The following is a 15,699-nucleotide window of genomic DNA, read 5'->3' as shown; positions in this document are numbered from 1 at the left end:
TGCGTCAGGCGGCGGGCAGCGTCAGGAGGTACGCAGCGAGCAGCGCCATGCCGGCCAGGACGTAGAACACAACCTGGATCCAGCGCGGGCTTTTCTGCTGGCGGAAGGACAGCCCGCCGCCGACCAGCAGGCCGGCCAGGCCCATCAGCACTATGGACCACATTTAGGCGGTCCCGGTTCGGCTGCGCAGGCCCTCGACCCAGTTGCGCAGCAGCCGCGCACCGGCGTCGCCGGACTTCTCGGGGTGGAACTGTGTGGCGCACAACGGGCCGTTTTCCACGGCCGCGATGAACGGGGCGCCGTGATCCGACCAGGTGACAAGCGGCGCCGTCATCCGCGGCTGGATCACGTCGAAGTCCCACTTTTGGACACCGTAGGAGTGGACGAAGTAGAAGCGCTCGTCCTCGACACCGGCGAAGAGGCTGGAGCCCTCCGGAACGGACACCGTGTTCCAGCCCATGTGCGGTACGACGTCGGCCGGGAGGAGTTCCACCTTGCCGGGCCACTCCCCCATCCCTTCGGATTCAGTGCCGTGCTCGACGCCGGCTTCGAACAGAACCTGCAGTCCGACGCAAATGGCCAGGACGGGACGGCCGCCGGCAACGCGGCGGCCGATCATACGGATCGCGTCGACGGCTTTGAGTTCACGCATCACGGTCTCGAAGGCACCGACCCCGGGGACTACGAGGCCATCGGCGTTAAGCACATCCTCCGGCTTGGAGCTAAGGATCACCTCGGCGCCGGCGCGTTCGAGGGCGCGGACGGCGGACCGGATGTTGCCGGAGCCGTAGTCCAGGACTGTGACGGTGGGCTTGCCCTCGGGCGACGCCGGCTTCCGGCCGGCGTCGGGGTCGATGATCGCGCCGTCCTTCAGGACCTTGCCGGTCACAGCGCACCCTTGGTCGACGGAATGCCCTTGACGCGGGGGTCCGGTTCGACCGCGGCCCGCAGGGCGCGCGCGAACGCCTTGAACTGGGCCTCGACGATGTGGTGCGGATCCCGGCCGGCGGTCACGTTCATGTGCAGGCAGATCCCGGCGTGCAGCGTGATCGCCTCGAAGACGTGGCGGGTCAGCGAACCGGTGAAGTGTCCGCCGATCAGGTGGTACTCCTGGCCGGCAGGCTCGCCGCCGTGCACAAGGTACGGGCGGCCGGAGACGTCGACGACGGCGTGCGCGAGGGCCTCGTCCAGCGGAACCGTGGCTTCGCCGAACCGCCGGATACCGGCCTTGTTCCCGAGCGCGGTCCGCAGGACCTCGCCCAAGGTGATGGCAACGTCCTCAACCGTGTGGTGGACGTCAATGTGCGTATCGCCGGTGGCCTTGACCGTCATGTCGATCAGGGAGTGCTTGCTCAGCGCGGTCAGCATGTGGTCATAGAAGGGCACCGAGGTGCTGATGTCCGAGACCCCGGTGCCGTCCAGGTTGATCTCAACCAGCACCGATGATTCGCTGGTGGTCCGTTCCATGCGTGCGGTCCGGCCCTCGGCAGCGGTTGATCCGGTGTTGCTCATGTGCGTGTCCTTTGGATGACGGCGGTGCCCGCCGTGCAGGCAGGGTGGATGTCCTGGGGTTAAGTCTAGGCGGGCTGTACGGCGCGGCCGGCCAGGATCCGCTCGAGGGCTTCGAGGAAGGCTGTGGTTTCCGTCTCAGTCCCGGCGGTGACGCGCAGGTGCCCCGGAATGCCGACATCCCGGATCAGCACGCCGGCGTCGAGCAGGCCCTGCCAGACCTCGTGCGGATTGTCCAGACCGCCGAAGAAGACGTAGTTGGAGTCGGAAGCCGCCGGCTTGAGGCCCATCCGCTGGAGTTCGGCGACGATCCTGTCGCGCTGGCGTTTGATGTCCTCGACGTCGGCCATCAGCGCGACCCGGTGGTGCAGGGCGGCCAGGGCTGTCGCCTGGGTGATGGCGGAGAGGTGGTACGGGAGCCGGACCAGGCGCAGGGCGTCGGTCACTTCGGGCGCTGCGGCCATGTAGCCCACCCGGGCGCCGGCGAGGGCGAAGGCCTTGCTCATGGTGCGCGAGACGATAAGGCGTTCCCGGCCGGGCAGGAGGGAAAGGGCGCTGGGCGTGCCGTCGTGGGCGAACTCGTGGTAGGCCTCGTCGACGATCACGATCGTCTGGCTGGCTTCGCCGGCCTCGTAGACAGCCTCCACGACGTCCAGGCCAAGCCCGGTGCCGGTGGGGTTGTTCGGGGAGCAAAGGAAAACGATGTTCGGCCCGGCCTCGCGGACCTGGCGGGCGGCAGACGCGGCGCTCAGCCCGTAGTCCGCGGTGCGGGTCCCGGCGAGGTACCCGGTGTCCGTGCCCGCCGCGAGCAGCGGGTACATCGAGTATGTGGGTGGGAAGCCCATGACGGTGCGGCCCGGTCCGCCGAATGCCTGGAGGATCTGCTGGAGAACTTCATTGGAGCCGTTCGCGGCCCAGATGTTGTCCGCGCCCAGTCCGTGCCCGAGGTATTCGGCCAGGGCCGTGCGGAGTTCCGTGAACTCCCGGTCGGGATAGCGGTTCAGGCCGACTGCGGCAATCGTGACTGCTTCGGTAATGGCGGCACGGACGTCGGCCGGAACACCATGGGTGTTCTCATTCACGTTGAGCAAAATGGGGACGTCCAGCTGCGGGGCGCCATACGGCGTCAAGCCCCGCAGATTCGTCCGGAGGGGAAGTCGGTTCAGGCGCTCTAACTGGTCAGTCACTTCACTAGTTTAAGTGAGATCGCTGCAGGCGCTGAAACTGTGACGGATTCCCGGGGCTAGTTGGACGGAATGAAGAGCGCCTGGCCCGGCACGACCCGGGCAGCGTCCAGGTTGTTCAGCTGGACGATATCCGCGACGACATCGCGCGGATCCCGCTCCGGCGCGACGGCCTCTGCGATGGCCCAAAGTGACTCGCCGGGCTGAACCGTCACGGACACGGTTGGCGTCAGGGAGAGATCGGCGGCTGACTCCGCGGCCTTGGCCGGGGCGTTGAGGAAGCCGCTGAGGGACAGGATGAGCGCGGCCAGCAGGATCAGCGGCACTCCAATGAAGACAATGCGTCCCCGCCGGGTCAGACGCAGCGGCGCCTGCTTGGCCCGCGCGCCGCGGCCGGCCAAGCTGGGCCGGCCGTCGGAGCCCTGAGCGCCGGCGAAGGGGCGCTGGGCCAGGGAACGCTGCTGGTGATCCGATACACCGCCGTCGGGTCGGCCGTAGTTGCCGAACGCGTCGCGGCCGAAAGTGTCGTGAAATGCGCTTGATGCTGACATGAACTGAGCCCTCCTGGACCATACTGTGCCGCCCGGCGTACTCCACATACGCGCCGCCAACCGGCCTAACCTTCGAACAAAGAACCGAACGTTGTGCTGAGTCCGACTGGTGTTCAAATAGAACACATATTCGAACATCACCTGCTCTGTTTTAGCACTTATTGACGAACATTGTCGAGACTCGCTAGAACAAATGTTTGAAAAAGCCGTGTGGCTGGCCTACGTTTGAGTCAAAGAACAACCACTTCTGCAGTTGATCAGCAGGGTCTGACATTTCATCTCAGGCCGGAAGTTCCCGGCAACCGCAGCCACGGCGGCCGGGCGGAACGGAAAGGCGTTGGCGAACATGGCAGCACAAGCCACAGGCGGCAGGGCCACCCAGCGGAGCCCGCAGGCAGCCCGGCCACCCAAGAGCCTCACCGTCCGGCAGAAGAAGATCCTGGAGACCATCCAGCGCTCGGTAACGGACAATGGCTACCCGCCGTCCATGCGCGAGATCGGCGACACGGTCGGTCTCGCCAGCCTTTCCAGCGTCACCCACCAGCTCTCGCAGCTGGAGAAGCTCGGTTACCTGCGCCGGGACCCGAAGCGTCCCCGCGCCATGGAAGTGCTGATGCCGCTGACCCTCGATGAGGGCACGTCCAAGGTTTCCGGGATCGAGAAGTCCAGCGGGCTGCGCACTGTCGGCGGCTTGTCGGTTTCCGAGCTGGCCAGTGCCACCGACACGGCCATGGTGCCGCTGGTGGGCCGCATCGCCGCCGGCGGTCCGATCCTGGCCGACCAGGTGGTCGAGGACGTTATGCCGCTGCCGCGCCAGCTCGTGGGCCACGGCGAGCTCTTTATGCTCAAGGTCGCGGGTGATTCGATGATCGATGCCGCCATCTGTGACGGCGACTGGGTGGTGGTCCGCCGGCAGGGCGACGCCCTCAACGGTGACATTGTGGCTGCCCTGCTGGACGACGAGGCAACCGTCAAGACGTTCCGCCAGCGCGACGGCCACACCTGGCTGCTGCCGCAGAACACCCAGTACGAGCCCATCCTCGGCGATCACGCCGTCATCATGGGCAAGGTCGTCTCGGTACTGCGCTCCCTCTAGCCAGCACGGACCTGCGCGTCCGTAGCCGGAACTGGGCCCCGCCGGCATCGGACGGGGCCCTTCGCGTTGGTCCCGGCCGTGGCTAGGCGGCCGGCTGCCCTGATTCCTTGGCAAGCCGCTCCAGCGCCGCGACCGCAACTGCCGGGTCGGTGGTCGGCCAGAACGGCGGCAGTGCGGCGCGGAGGAAACCCCCGTAGCGTTCGGTGGAAAGCCGCGAGTCCAGCACCGCCACCACTCCCCGGTCCGTCGTCGTGCGGATCAGGCGGCCGGCGCCCTGCGCCAGGCGGATGGCGGCGTGGGTCGCGGAAACGCTCATAAAGCCGTTGCCGCCGGCCTGGGCCACCGCGCGGGACCGCGCGGTCATGAGGGGATCGTCGGGCCGCGGGAAGGGAATCCGGTCGATCACCACGAGGCGGCAGGAGTCCCCGGGCACGTCGACACCCTGCCACAGGGACATGGTGCCGAACAGGCAGGTGTCCGGTTCGTCGGCGAACTGCTTCACGAGCGCCGTCATGGTCGAATCCCCCTGGCAGAGGATGCTCATGTCCAGCCGGGGCCGCATGGCCTCGGCGGCTTCCTCGGCCGCGCGCCGGGAGGAGAACAGGCACAGGGCTCCCCCGCCGGAGGCCCGGATCAGCTTCTCAAGCTCGTCGAGGGCTTCCGGGGACGCACCGCGGCCGGGCTTGGGCAGGTGCTTGGCAACATACAGGATGCCCTGTTTCGGGTATTCGAAGGGCGAGCCGACGTCGACGCCCGTCCAGCTGGGTGCACCCGGCCCGACCAGGCCAAGGCCGCCCGCGGCCGGTTCGAAAGCGGACCCGATCGCCAGGGTTGCCGAGGTCAGGATGACGGTGTGGTCCGCGAACAGTCCCTCGCGGAGCCGGCCGGCGACGCTGAGCGGGGCGATGTTGATCAGGGCCGGCGCCGTCTCGTCGGGCTGGGCGTAGCCCTGCTGCGGGTCAAACGTGCTCGTGCGGGAAAACCAGACCACCTCGCGGTTCTCGCGGGCGGCGAGCAGCCGTTCGCAGAGTTCCAGGATCACCATGAGGCGGGAGCGGGCGAGCTGGCGGCCGCCGTCGGCAGTATTGGCGCTGTCCCCCTTGGAGTCCGAGAGCGCGGCGCGGCAGGCGTCCCGCAACTGGTCCACGCAGTCCAGTTGTTCGGTGTTGAGGCCGTTGGGCATGAGTCCGCTGGGGACCCCCTCAACGGCAAGTTCGAGGTGGGACGCGGCGTTGTTCAGGGCGTCCACGGTGATGCCGGTGTTTTTCCGGGCCCCGGACGCGGCGGCGTGCACCATCGCCACGGAGAGCTGGCCCGACACGGCACCGGTCACCCGGTCCTGCAGTTCATGGGCCTCATCGACCACCACAACGTCGTAGTCCGGCAGCACCGCGAGGCCCTCGAAGGCGCTGACGGCCAGCATCGCGTGGTTGGTGACAACGACGTCGGCGTCAGCGGCGTTCGCCCGGGCCAGTTCGCTGAAGCATTCGGCCGCCAGCGGGCACTTCTGCGCGCCCAGGCACTCCATCGAGGTGACCGAGACCTGCCGCCAGGCACGGTCCGTGACCCCGGGCAGGAGCTCGTCCCGGTCACCCGTCCGGGTGTCCTCGGCCCATTCGCGCAGCCGGACGACTTCCTTGCCGAGCTGCGAGGACGGGCCGCCCATGGCCGCGGCGAAATGCGGCACGGAGGTGTCCTCGCCGAGTGAGAAGAGCTGGCCTTCGGAGGGTTCTTCGGAGGGGAAGCCCCCGTCGAGCTTGTGGCGGCACACGTAGTTGGAGCGGCCCTTGACGAGGGCGACCTTGACCGGCCGGTCCAGCGCCGGGGTGATGGTCTTCAGCAGCCGGGGCAGGTCCCGGCCGACGATCTGGGTCTGCAGGGCCAGGGTGGCGGTGGAGACCAGGGTGGGCTTGTCGCTGACGAGTGAATGGGCGATCAGCGGGATCAGGTAGGCGAGGGACTTGCCGGTTCCGGTGCCGGCCTGGACCAGCAGGTGGTCGCCGCTGTCGATCGCGTGCGCCACCTGCCGGGCCATTTCGTGCTGGCCGTCGCGGCTCTGGCCGCCCATGCCGGACACGGCGCGGTCGAGCAGTTCAATAACGAACTCCTCGCCGGCCGGACGGCCTTTCTTCGCTGACCGTCTGGGGGCGGGCTCTGTCCCCGCGTCATCAGATCCCGCGGCGCCGGTCCCTGCGCCTTCGGCCGCTGCCGGGTCGGAGCCTGCGGGTGCAGCGGCTGCCGTGTCCTCCCCTGTCGTGTCCTCCCCTGTCGTGTCCTGCCCTGCCGGGCCGCCGGTGTGCGCCCCGGTCCCCGCTGCGTCAGTCATTGCTGATGAACGAGTCCAGTTCAGCGGCGAATCCTTCGCGCACCATCACGACGGCACGGGTGCCCGCTTCCTCGTGGTCGAGGCTAAGGATCTCGGCGTCGGTTTCGTGCAACTTGCTGAGCAGGTCCCCGCGGTTGTAGGGGATCAACAGTTCCAGTTTCACACTCGGCCGCGGGATGCCCTCGCTGATCGCCTTGAGCAGTTCCGGAATGCCTTCGCCGGTGCGGGCCGAGACCACCACGTGGCGCGGTTCACGCTGCTTGAGGCGTTCGATCACGAAGGGGTCCGCGGCGTCGGCCTTGTTCAGAACGATGATTTCCGGCACCTTGCGTGCGTCGACCTCGCTGAACACCTGGCGTACGGCGGCGATCTGGCCCTCCGGATCCGGGTGCGAGACGTCCACGACGTGCAGGATCAGGTCCGCGTCGGCTACCTCTTCCAGGGTGGAGCGGAAAGCCTCCACGAGCTGGGTGGGCAGCGAACGGACAAAACCCACCGTGTCGGCGAGGGTGTAGCCCAGCCCGTCCGCGGTTTCGGCTTTGCGGACGGTCGGGTCCAGGGTGGCGAACAGGGCGTTCTCGACCAGGACACCGGCGTCGGTCAGCCGGTTCAGCAGCGAGGACTTGCCGGCGTTGGTGTACCCGGCGATGGCGACGGAGGGCACGGCATTACGACGGCGGTTGGCCCGTTTTGTCTCCCGGGCCGGCTTCATCGCGGCGATTTCGCGGCGCAGCTTTGCCATCCGGGTGCGGATCCGGCGGCGGTCCAGCTCGATCTTGGTTTCACCGGGACCACGCGAGCCCATGCCGGCACCGGCACCGCCGACCTGGCCGCCGGCCTGCCGGGACATCGAGTCACCCCAGCCGCGCAGGCGCGGGAGCAGGTATTCGAGCTGGGCCAGCTCCACCTGGGCCTTGCCTTCACGGCTCTTGGCGTGCTGGGCAAAGATGTCCAGGATCAGGGCCGTACGGTCGATCACCTTGACCTTGACGATGTCCTCGAGGCTGCGGCGCTGGGAGGGGGCCAGTTCGGCGTCGACGACGACGGTGTCCGCACCGGTGGACATCACGATGTCCTTGAGCTCCTGGGCCTTGCCGGAGCCGAGGAACGTGCCCGGATCGGGCTTCTGGCGGCGCTGGACGATCCCGTCGAGGACCTCCGAGCCGGCGGTCTCGGCGAGGGCGGCGAGTTCGCGGAGCGAGTTCTCGGCGTCGGCGAGGGTACCTTCGGTCCAGAGGCCGGCCAGCACAACACGCTCGAGGCGCAACTGCCGGTACTCGACTTCGGTGACGTCTTCGAGCTCGGTGGACAGCCCGGCGGTACGCCGGAGGGCGTGCCGTTCCTCGAGGTCCTGCTGGTCGCCGTCGTAGCTGCTGTGTTCCTCGTCCAGCCGGGAGATCGCCTGCGCCTTGCCGAGCACGGACGTGGCCTCACCGGCAGCCGGGGCTGCTTTCCGGGCCGGGGTGTCCTTGGAGAGGATCCGGTCGATGACAGCCTGGATTTCCGCAGGACTCATGTCCTGGGCTGCTGAATCGGGTCCGGGGTTGGGCTGACTGGTCATGGTCTCCTTTAGAGGTTTGGCAGTTTCAGAATAGTGCGGATCGGTGCTGGGTGGGGCGGTATTCGCGCTGGGCTGACGACTATTGGTCATTCGGGCCTCCAGGAATGCCTGCGGCAACGGTGCCGGGGGCGGGCGGGCTCCGCAAGGAGCGGTGAGATGAGGGAGGGACTGGCGTGGTGGAACCAGGAAGAGGAAGAAACTGTCCGCTCGGCCAGACTCCAGCGAGCACTGCCAAACTCCAAGGTGATCGGGCGCCTACGGGGTCCCGTGCCGGGGTCACTCGTGGTGTGGCGCACTGAGCGGAAGGTAACTACCTGCGTCGCTGCGGGGACGGGAGTTAACCCGCTGCCGGCTACTTGAAGTTCAAGAACATGCTTTTAAGCCTAGCAGACGGCGCGGTTGCCTCCGGCCGGGGCCACGGCCGCGCGGCTCGGCAGGGAAAGCCGGGAGGCGGGGCAGACGCCCCGGTTTCCCATACCTACCAACGGACAACTAATCTGGCCAGTTATGGAGTCCGCACACTATTTCAGCCCCCAGCCGGCCGGGCCGTTCACCCGCAAGCCCCTGACTGTGGAGCTTGCCGGTGAGACCCGGCGCCTGCAGACGTCCTCGGGCATCTTCAGCCCCGACGGGATCGACAAGGGCACGGCTGTCCTGCTTGCGGAGGCTCCCGCCCCGGCACCGCAGGGGACGCTGCTGGATATCGGCTGCGGCTGGGGTCCGATCGCGCTGACCATGGCCCTGCGGGCACCGCACTCGCAGGTCTACGCCGTGGACGTCAACGAACGCTGTGTGACCCTCACCAACGAAAACGCGGCGCTGCTGGGATTGGGCAATGTCACGGCCAGCACGCCCGACGCCGTCGACCCCGGGCTTCGCTTCGACACCATCTGGTCCAACCCGCCCATCCGGGTCGGCAAGGACGAGCTCCACGCCCTGCTGCTGCTGTGGCTGCCGCGGCTGGCTCCGGGCGGCTCGGCCTGGCTCGTGGTCCAAAAGAACCTGGGGTCTGATTCCCTTCAGCGCTGGCTCGCGGACCAGCTCGACAGCAGCTTCACGGTGACCCGGGAGAGCACCGCAAAGTCGTTCCGCATCCTTCGGATCAGGAAAGCGTCCCGCTAGCCACAATCACCGCGGGACCGCTGAGCTCGACGTGCTCGTGGCCCTCCGCGCCGAGGAAGAACTTAACCCCGACGACCCCGCCCGGAACGTGGACATTCCAGACGTCCGGCGCACCCTGGCCGGCCCAGTGGCGGATCGCGACGGCCGCGGCACAGGCGCCGGTGCCGCAGGACTGGGTTTCCCCGACACCCCGCTCATGGACACGCATCGTGATGGTACCCACGCCGTCATGGACCAACGGCTCGGAGGGCACCACAAATTCGACGTTGGTGCCGTGCGGCGGGGCCGGATCCACGTGGGGTGCGGCATGAAGCTGCGTGGCGTTCAGCTCAGCCAGTTCGGCCAGCGCCACCACAGTATGCGGATTACCCATGCTCACTGACAGGGCGGGCCTGGCGACCTCCAGTCCCGCCGCGCTGACCAGCGAATCCATGGCCCGCGCGGTGGCCTCGCCCGGAAAGATGAACTCCCAGGGTCCCATGTCGACGGCGTAGCCGGCGGCCGTGCGGACGATCGTTTTCGCGCCGGCCCGGGTGCCGATGGTCAATGATTCACCGGCAGGCAAGTCGACCAGGCCTTCGGTGATCAGGAAGTGCACAAAGACGCGGACGCCGTTGCCGCACATCTCGGACAGCGAGCCGTCGCCGTTGCGGTAGTCCATGAACCACTCGGCGTCCGGGTTCCGGGTGAGCAGTTCCTGGCCCTCGGCGAGCAGCCGCGACGGGACGGCGCGGATCAGTCCGTCGCCCCCGATTCCGCGGTGCCGGTCACAGAGCGCTGCAACCTGCTCCGGGGACACCGCCAGAGTGCCGTTGGGGTCGGCGAGGAGCACAAAGTCGTTGCCGGTGCCGTGGCCCTTGGAAAAGTTGAGTCCGCTCAGGGCTGCCGTGTCACCGGTGGGGTTGCGGTCAGCGGCCACGGCCAGGGTTTCATCCATGCTTCAAGGTTACCGTTCCGGTGCCCCGGGCCTATCCCGCGGCCGGGCCGGGGAGGCCCGCGCCGCACAGCGCAGCGGCCTTGGCCACCAGGTCCGGGTCCTGCCAGCCGAGCCAGTGGATGCGGGGGTCGGCCCGGAACCAGGTGAGCTGGCGGCGGGCGAACTGCCGGGTCGCGACGATGGTTTCCTCCGTCGCCTGCGCGGCGTCGGAGTCGCCGTCGAGGACCCGGAGGAACTGGGCGTAGCCGAGGGCACGCGGGGCGGTCCGCCCCAGCCGGAGTCCGGCGGCGTCGAGCTTCCGGACCTCGTCGAGCAGGCCTCGCTCGACCATGGTGTGGACCCGGCGGGCCAGCCGTTCCCGGAGCTGTTCGCGGTCCACTTCCAGCCCGATCTGCACGGCGGGCCGGACGTACTCACGGGTGGGCATAAACGAACTGAAGGGCCGCCCGGTGAGTTCGAACACTTCGAGGGCCCGGACGATCCGGCGCGCGTCCCCGAGACGGCCTGCGGAGACCGGGTCCACGCGTTCCAGCCGTGCCCGCAGTGGCGCCGGTCCGGCGGTTTCCAGTTCAGCCTCGAGCCTGCGCCGGATGGCAGGATCCGTGCCCGGGAATTCCAGCACGTCCAGGGCGGCACGGACATAGAGCCCGGAGCCGCCGGCCAGGATGGCGCGTTTGCCGCGGCCGTGGATGTCGGCGATGAGCGCGCGGGCCTGCTGCTGGAAGTCCGAGACGCTCGCTTCCTCGGTCACCTCCAGGATGTCCAGGAGGTGGTGTGGCACTCCCCTGCGTTCGTCCTCGGTGATTTTGGCGGTGCCGATGTCCATGCCGCGGTAGAACTGCATGGAATCGGCGTTGATGACTTCGCCGTCGAGCTCCAGCGCCAGTGAAACAGCGAGATCGGACTTTCCGGAGCCGGTGGGCCCGACGACGGCGATCACCGGCCGGGCGGCACCGGCATCCTCCGGTAGGGTTCCGGCCGGGGCGTCGCGCGGGCTGCCGCCCGCGGCCTGCGGACCTGCCACGGGCTAGCGTCCGCGGACGGGAAGGGCGGGCATGCCCAGGGACACGCCGGTCCCGCCGGCGGCGGATCCGGGCGAGGGTGCGCCGCAGGAGTCGGCCTGGGACCTGTCCCAGGCGTCGCCGGCCCGGGACCGGCGGAGGATGTAGTCCTCCGGTGTCGCCGGGTCGGCGACGAGGTGGAACGCCGCAGCCCCGGTGATGGTCACGGTGACGAGGTCGCCGGGGCGGGGCGTTCCGGCGCCGGCGGGCACGGAGAAGTGCACCAGGCGCTGGTCCCGGGCCCGCCCGGACAGCCGGTGGGTTTCCTCGGACTTGCGCCCGGACTGGGCCGTGACCATGACTTCCACGCGCCGGCCGAGCTGGCGGGCGTTCTCCTCGGCGGCGATCCGGTCCTGCAGGGCGGTGAGCCGTTCGAAGCGTTCCTGCACCACGGCTTTGGGGAGCTGGTCCGGGAGCTCGGCGGCGGGCGTGCCGGGCCGCTTGGAGTACTGGAAGGTGAAGGCGGTGGCGAAGCGGGACTTTTCCACGACGTCGAGGGTGGCCTGGAAGTCCTCCTCGGTCTCACCGGGGAACCCCACGATGATGTCGGTGGAGATCGCGGCCTGCGGGATTTTTTCGCGGACCTTGTCCAGGATGCCCAGGAATTTGGTCGAGCGGTAGGACCGTTTCATGTCCCGGAGGACCTTGTCCGAGCCGGACTGCAGCGGCATGTGCAGCTGCGGCATCACGTTGGGGGTCTCTGCCATGGCGTCGATAACGTCGTCGGTGAAGGCTGCGGGGTGGGGGCTGGTGAAGCGGACACGCTCGAGCCCGGGGATGTCGCCGCAGGCGCGCAGCAGCTTGGAGAAGGCCTGGCGGTCGCCGAACTCCACGCCGTAGGAATTTACGTTTTGGCCCAGCAGGGTTACTTCGATTGCGCCGTCGTCGACAAGGGCCTGGATCTCGGCCAGGATGTCGCCGGGACGGCGGTCCTTTTCCTTGCCGCGCAGGGCCGGGACGATGCAGAACGTGCAGGTGTTGTTGCAGCCGACGGAGATCGACACCCAGCCGGCGTAGACCGAGTCCCGCTTGGTGGGCAGGGTGGAGGGGAAAACGTCGAGTGATTCGAGGATTTCGAGCTGTGCCTCGTTATTGTGGCGGGCCCGTTCCAGCAGGGCGGGAAGGGCACCGACGTTGTGCGTGCCGAAGACGGCGTCCACCCACGGGGCCTTCTTCAGGATGGTGTCGCGGTCCTTCTGCGCCAGGCAGCCCCCGACGGCGATCTGCATTCCCGGGTTGGCGGCCTTGACCGGCGCCAGCATGCCGAGGTTCCCGTACAGCTTGTTGTCGGCGTTTTCCCTTACCGCGCAGGTGTTAAAGACCACGACGTCGGCCTGCTCCCCGGCAGCGGGGACGTAGCCGGCGGCTTCGAGCATCCCGGACATCCGCTCGGAGTCGTGCACGTTCATCTGGCAGCCGAAGGTCCGCACCTGGTAGGTGCGGGGCTGCGCCGCGGCGGCCTGTGGCCCGCCAGGGGCCGGCGAGACGCCAGTGGAAGGGGTGGTGCCGGCTGCTGGGGAAGGAATGGTCAAACTCACCTGTTAAGGGTACCGGCTCGGGTGGGGCGCGAGGTTACGCAAAATCCGGTTCGTTACCGGCTTCGGCACCGGCCGCCGCGGCGTCGAGGACTTCGCCCACGATCCGGAAGGCCTGCGAGGGCTGGTACCCCTTGCGGGCGAGCATGGAGGCCAGTCGGCGCGTGGTCTTGTCCCGCTCGGCGCGGTCTCCGAAACCGTTGGCGCCCCTGAGTTTGCGCCGGACGAGTTCGCGCGCCGCGGATTCCTCGTCCGCGTCGCTGAGCTGTTCCAGGGCTCCGGCAGCAGTTTCGGCATCGATGCCCTTCTCGGCGAGTTCCCTTCGGAGCGCACCCTTGGCGAGTTTGCGGCTCTGGGCGCGGGACCGCACCCACATGTCGGCGAAGTCCGCGTCGTCAACGAGCTTGACTTCCTCGAAGCGGTCCAGCACGGCTTCCGCGACGTCGTCCGGGACGTTGCGCTCGGCCAGTTTGCGGGCGAGCTGCAGCCGGCTTTTGGGCGAGTTTGTCAGCTGCCGCAGAACAATGGCACGCGCGACCGCCGCCGGGTCGGCGTCCGGGTCAATCTCGGCGGGAGCACCCGCCCGGCGGGACCGGGCGCCGGGCCGGTCCGGGGACCAATTTCCCGGCCGGTCCCCATCGTCAGTGCCGGGGGCAGGATTCCCGGCCGGAAACCCTGCCCCTTGGCGCCGTCGGCCATTAGAACCCGTCAACGGCCTTCAGCTTCGGTTCCGCTTCGGTCTCGGCCGGGGCCTTCACGCCGACGCCGAGCTTTTCCTTGATAAGGCGCTCCAGCTCGGCTGCCAGTTCCGGGTTGTCGCGCAGGAAGCGGCGGGAGTTCTCCATGCCCTGGCCCAGCTGGTCACCGTCGTAGGTAAACCAGGAGCCGGACTTCTTGATGATGCCGTGCTCGACACCCATGTCGATGATGCCGCCCTCGCGGGAGATGCCCTGGCCGTAAATGATGTCGAACTCGGCGATCTTGAAGGGCGGTGCCATCTTGTTCTTGACGATTTTGGCCTTGGTGCGGTTGCCGACGGAGTCCGCGCCCTCCTTGAGGGTCTGGATCCGGCGGACGTCGATGCGGATCGAGGCGTAGAACTTCAGGGCCTTACCACCGGTGGTGGTTTCCGGGGAGCCGAAGAAGACACCGATCTTCTCGCGCAGCTGGTTGATGAAGATTGCCGTGGTCTTCGTCTGGCTCAGGCGGCCGGTGATCTTACGGAGGGCCTGGCTCATCAGGCGGGCCTGCAGGCCGACGTGGCTGTCGCCCATGTCGCCCTCGATTTCCGCGCGGGGAACCAGGGCGGCAACGGAGTCGATAACGATGACGTCGAGGGAGCCGGAGCCAATCAGCATGTCCATGATTTCCAGGGCCTGCTCGCCGGTGTCGGGCTGGGAGACCAGGAGGGCATCCGTGTCGACGCCGAGCCTGGCGGCGTATTCCGGGTCGAGGGCGTGCTCGGCGTCGATGAAGGCAGCGATGCCGCCCAGGCGCTGGGCACTGGCGACCGCGTGCAGGGCCACCGTGGTCTTACCGGAGGATTCCGGACCGTAGATTTCCACAACCCGGCCGCGGGGCAGGCCGCCAATTCCCAAGGCAATGTCCAGGGCGATGGAACCGGTCGGAATAACCTCGATGGGCGCCCGGACTTCGTCGCCAAGGCGCATGACGGAGCCCTTGCCGAACTGCTTGTCAATCTGGGCAAGCGCTGCGTCGAGCGCTTTCTGGCGATCCGGGGCTGCGGCCATGGTTCACACCTCTGTAACTTTCGCTGTGGAAGGGCCGTTCCGGCCCTGTGTTTAGTGTTCGTGATCAGGTTGGTGATCAGTTCATTACTGAAGCTACTGGCACCCACCGACAGAGTTGCCTGCCGGCCCCGCATATGTGGAAAACACTCTGAAAAAAGCATAGTCCTACCCGAACAGATATTCGAACAATCGCTGCGGCGTGTCAGCCGCGCCGCGGAGTTCGGCCCGGGTCAGCGCGGTTTGACGTCGCGGCCCAGCCGCCGCTCCGGCGGGACGTCCTGGACCTCGCACATCGCCAGCCACACCTGCCGGGGCGGTACACCGGCGCCCAGGGCCTGGTCGGCGGTCCGCCCGCCGACTCCGGCCAGGACCAGGGTGCTGCTGAGGACCCTGGAGTAGCCGGCCCCGAATTCGTCGTCCATTAGGCGCCAAAAGTCACTGATTCGCACCCGTCGAGTCTCTCACGGCACGGGAGGACTCTAGAATGGTTGCCATGAGCAACTCCGCCGTTGGCCCTGGCATCCCCGGCGGCACTGACGATTCTTCCGACGCCGCGCTGGCCGCCGTCGAACACCAATTGAGCCTGCTCTGGCGCCGCGCCCGCTCCATCTCCCACCGACTCTCCCGTCAGGTCCACCCGGACATGGAACCGGCCGCCTACGGCCTGCTTTCGGTGATCCGCAAGCAGGGCTCCATGCGGCTGACCGAGCTTGCCTCCAGCGTCGGGGTCGGGAAACCCTCGGTGAGCCGGCAGATCGCCTTCCTGGAACGCCTCGGCCTGGTGTCCAAGGAGGCCGATCCGCTCGACGGACGCGCGCAGATGATCCGCCTGACCCCCACGGGCGAGGCGAAAATGCACGAGGTGCAGGACGCCCGGCGCCAGGTGTTCCGCGAACGGCTGGGCGAGTGGCCGCCGGAGGACCTGCAGACCCTGTCCCGCTACATCGCCAAACTCAACGCCACCTACGAGCGGGACGGCTTTCCCCGCGACGAACCGGAGTAGCGCGGACGTTTCCCCGGGACGGCGGTTCGTCCGGGCACGCAAAGGACCCCGGCACACCGCCGG

At 68.1% G+C, this 15,699-nt stretch carries 16 protein-coding genes; 3 read left to right on the top strand and 13 right to left on the bottom strand.

The window, feature by feature from the left end:
• Window positions 1-4 precede the first annotated feature (4 nt).
• The 5 genes from AC50X9_RS14900 to AC50X9_RS14880 all read right to left on the bottom strand — a co-directional run bounded on the left by AC50X9_RS14900 (window position 5) and on the right by AC50X9_RS14880 (window position 3,094).
• Entirely contained in the window at window positions 5-163 is a 159-nt protein-coding gene (locus AC50X9_RS14900; RefSeq protein ID WP_494894525.1) for a hypothetical protein, read from the bottom strand.
• Window positions 164-889 carry an imidazole glycerol phosphate synthase subunit HisH gene (hisH, locus tag AC50X9_RS14895; protein ID WP_494894524.1) on the bottom strand — a complete coding sequence of 242 codons (726 nt, stop codon included), beginning with the start codon at window positions 887-889 and terminating at the stop codon, window positions 164-166. It abuts the gene before it with no gap.
• Window positions 886-1,512, bottom strand: a complete 627-nt coding sequence (gene hisB / locus AC50X9_RS14890; protein WP_494894523.1) for an imidazoleglycerol-phosphate dehydratase HisB — start codon at window positions 1,510-1,512, stop codon at window positions 886-888. The genes hisH and hisB overlap by 4 nt, the downstream gene beginning before the upstream one ends.
• Window positions 1,513-1,577: 65 nt before the next feature.
• The gene (locus tag AC50X9_RS14885; RefSeq protein ID WP_494894522.1) at window positions 1,578-2,696 is read right to left on the bottom strand and encodes a histidinol-phosphate transaminase; all 1,119 of its coding nucleotides are present in this window, start codon (window positions 2,694-2,696) and stop codon (window positions 1,578-1,580) included.
• Window positions 2,697-2,752: 56 nt separating this feature from the next.
• Window positions 2,753-3,094, bottom strand: a complete 342-nt coding sequence (locus AC50X9_RS14880; protein ID WP_494894581.1) for a LysM peptidoglycan-binding domain-containing protein — start codon at window positions 3,092-3,094, stop codon at window positions 2,753-2,755.
• 496 nt (window positions 3,095-3,590) lie between these two features.
• On the opposite strand from AC50X9_RS14880, the gene lexA reads away from it, so the two are divergent.
• Window positions 3,591-4,340, top strand: coding sequence for a transcriptional repressor LexA (lexA, locus tag AC50X9_RS14875; protein ID WP_494894521.1), 750 nt, complete (start codon window positions 3,591-3,593; stop codon window positions 4,338-4,340).
• 82 nt (window positions 4,341-4,422) lie between these two features.
• Here lexA and AC50X9_RS14870 read toward each other — a convergent pair whose 3' ends face one another.
• Together AC50X9_RS14870 and hflX are read right to left on the bottom strand one after the other, a co-directional pair.
• Window positions 4,423-6,666: an ATP-dependent DNA helicase gene (locus tag AC50X9_RS14870; protein WP_494894520.1), complete on the bottom strand. Its 2,244-nt coding sequence runs from the start codon at window positions 6,664-6,666 to the stop codon at window positions 4,423-4,425.
• Window positions 6,659-8,227, bottom strand: coding sequence for a GTPase HflX (gene hflX / locus AC50X9_RS14865; protein ID WP_494894519.1), 1,569 nt, complete (start codon window positions 8,225-8,227; stop codon window positions 6,659-6,661). Before hflX ends, AC50X9_RS14870 begins: the two co-directional genes overlap by 8 nt.
• Window positions 8,228-8,734: 507 nt before the next feature.
• Here hflX and AC50X9_RS14860 point away from each other — a divergent pair.
• Window positions 8,735-9,349: a class I SAM-dependent methyltransferase gene (locus AC50X9_RS14860; protein WP_494894518.1), complete on the top strand. Its 615-nt coding sequence runs from the start codon at window positions 8,735-8,737 to the stop codon at window positions 9,347-9,349.
• Here the strand turns inward: AC50X9_RS14860 and dapF are convergent.
• The 6 genes from dapF to AC50X9_RS14830 all read right to left on the bottom strand — a co-directional run bounded on the left by dapF (window position 9,330) and on the right by AC50X9_RS14830 (window position 15,082).
• Window positions 9,330-10,286 carry a diaminopimelate epimerase gene (dapF, locus tag AC50X9_RS14855; protein ID WP_494894517.1) on the bottom strand — a complete coding sequence of 319 codons (957 nt, stop codon included), beginning with the start codon at window positions 10,284-10,286 and terminating at the stop codon, window positions 9,330-9,332. The two genes, AC50X9_RS14860 and dapF, sit on opposite strands and share 20 nt — an antisense overlap.
• A 31-nt stretch (window positions 10,287-10,317) precedes the next feature.
• A complete protein-coding gene (miaA, locus tag AC50X9_RS14850; protein WP_494894579.1) occupies window positions 10,318-11,226 on the bottom strand; it encodes a tRNA (adenosine(37)-N6)-dimethylallyltransferase MiaA in 909 nt (302 codons plus the stop codon).
• A gap of 87 nt (window positions 11,227-11,313) precedes the next feature.
• Entirely contained in the window at window positions 11,314-12,885 is a 1,572-nt protein-coding gene (gene miaB, locus AC50X9_RS14845; RefSeq protein WP_494894516.1) for a tRNA (N6-isopentenyl adenosine(37)-C2)-methylthiotransferase MiaB, read from the bottom strand.
• Window positions 12,886-12,919: 34 nt separating this feature from the next.
• Entirely contained in the window at window positions 12,920-13,447 is a 528-nt protein-coding gene (locus tag AC50X9_RS14840) for a regulatory protein RecX (RefSeq protein WP_494894577.1), read from the bottom strand.
• Between the two features lie 133 nt (window positions 13,448-13,580).
• Entirely contained in the window at window positions 13,581-14,633 is a 1,053-nt protein-coding gene (gene recA / locus AC50X9_RS14835) for a recombinase RecA (protein ID WP_307458471.1), read from the bottom strand.
• 230 nt (window positions 14,634-14,863) lie between these two features.
• Window positions 14,864-15,082, bottom strand: a complete 219-nt coding sequence (locus tag AC50X9_RS14830) for a DUF3046 domain-containing protein (RefSeq protein ID WP_494894515.1) — start codon at window positions 15,080-15,082, stop codon at window positions 14,864-14,866.
• Window positions 15,083-15,126: 44 nt separating this feature from the next.
• On the opposite strand from AC50X9_RS14830, the gene AC50X9_RS14825 reads away from it, so the two are divergent.
• Window positions 15,127-15,636 carry a MarR family winged helix-turn-helix transcriptional regulator gene (locus AC50X9_RS14825; protein ID WP_494894514.1) on the top strand — a complete coding sequence of 170 codons (510 nt, stop codon included), beginning with the start codon at window positions 15,127-15,129 and terminating at the stop codon, window positions 15,634-15,636.
• The last annotated feature ends 63 nt before the right edge of the window (window positions 15,637-15,699 follow it).

It is taken from the genome of Pseudarthrobacter sp. HLT1-3 (assembly GCF_059383535.1).
This window is presented reverse-complemented; position numbering and strand designations above follow the sequence as displayed.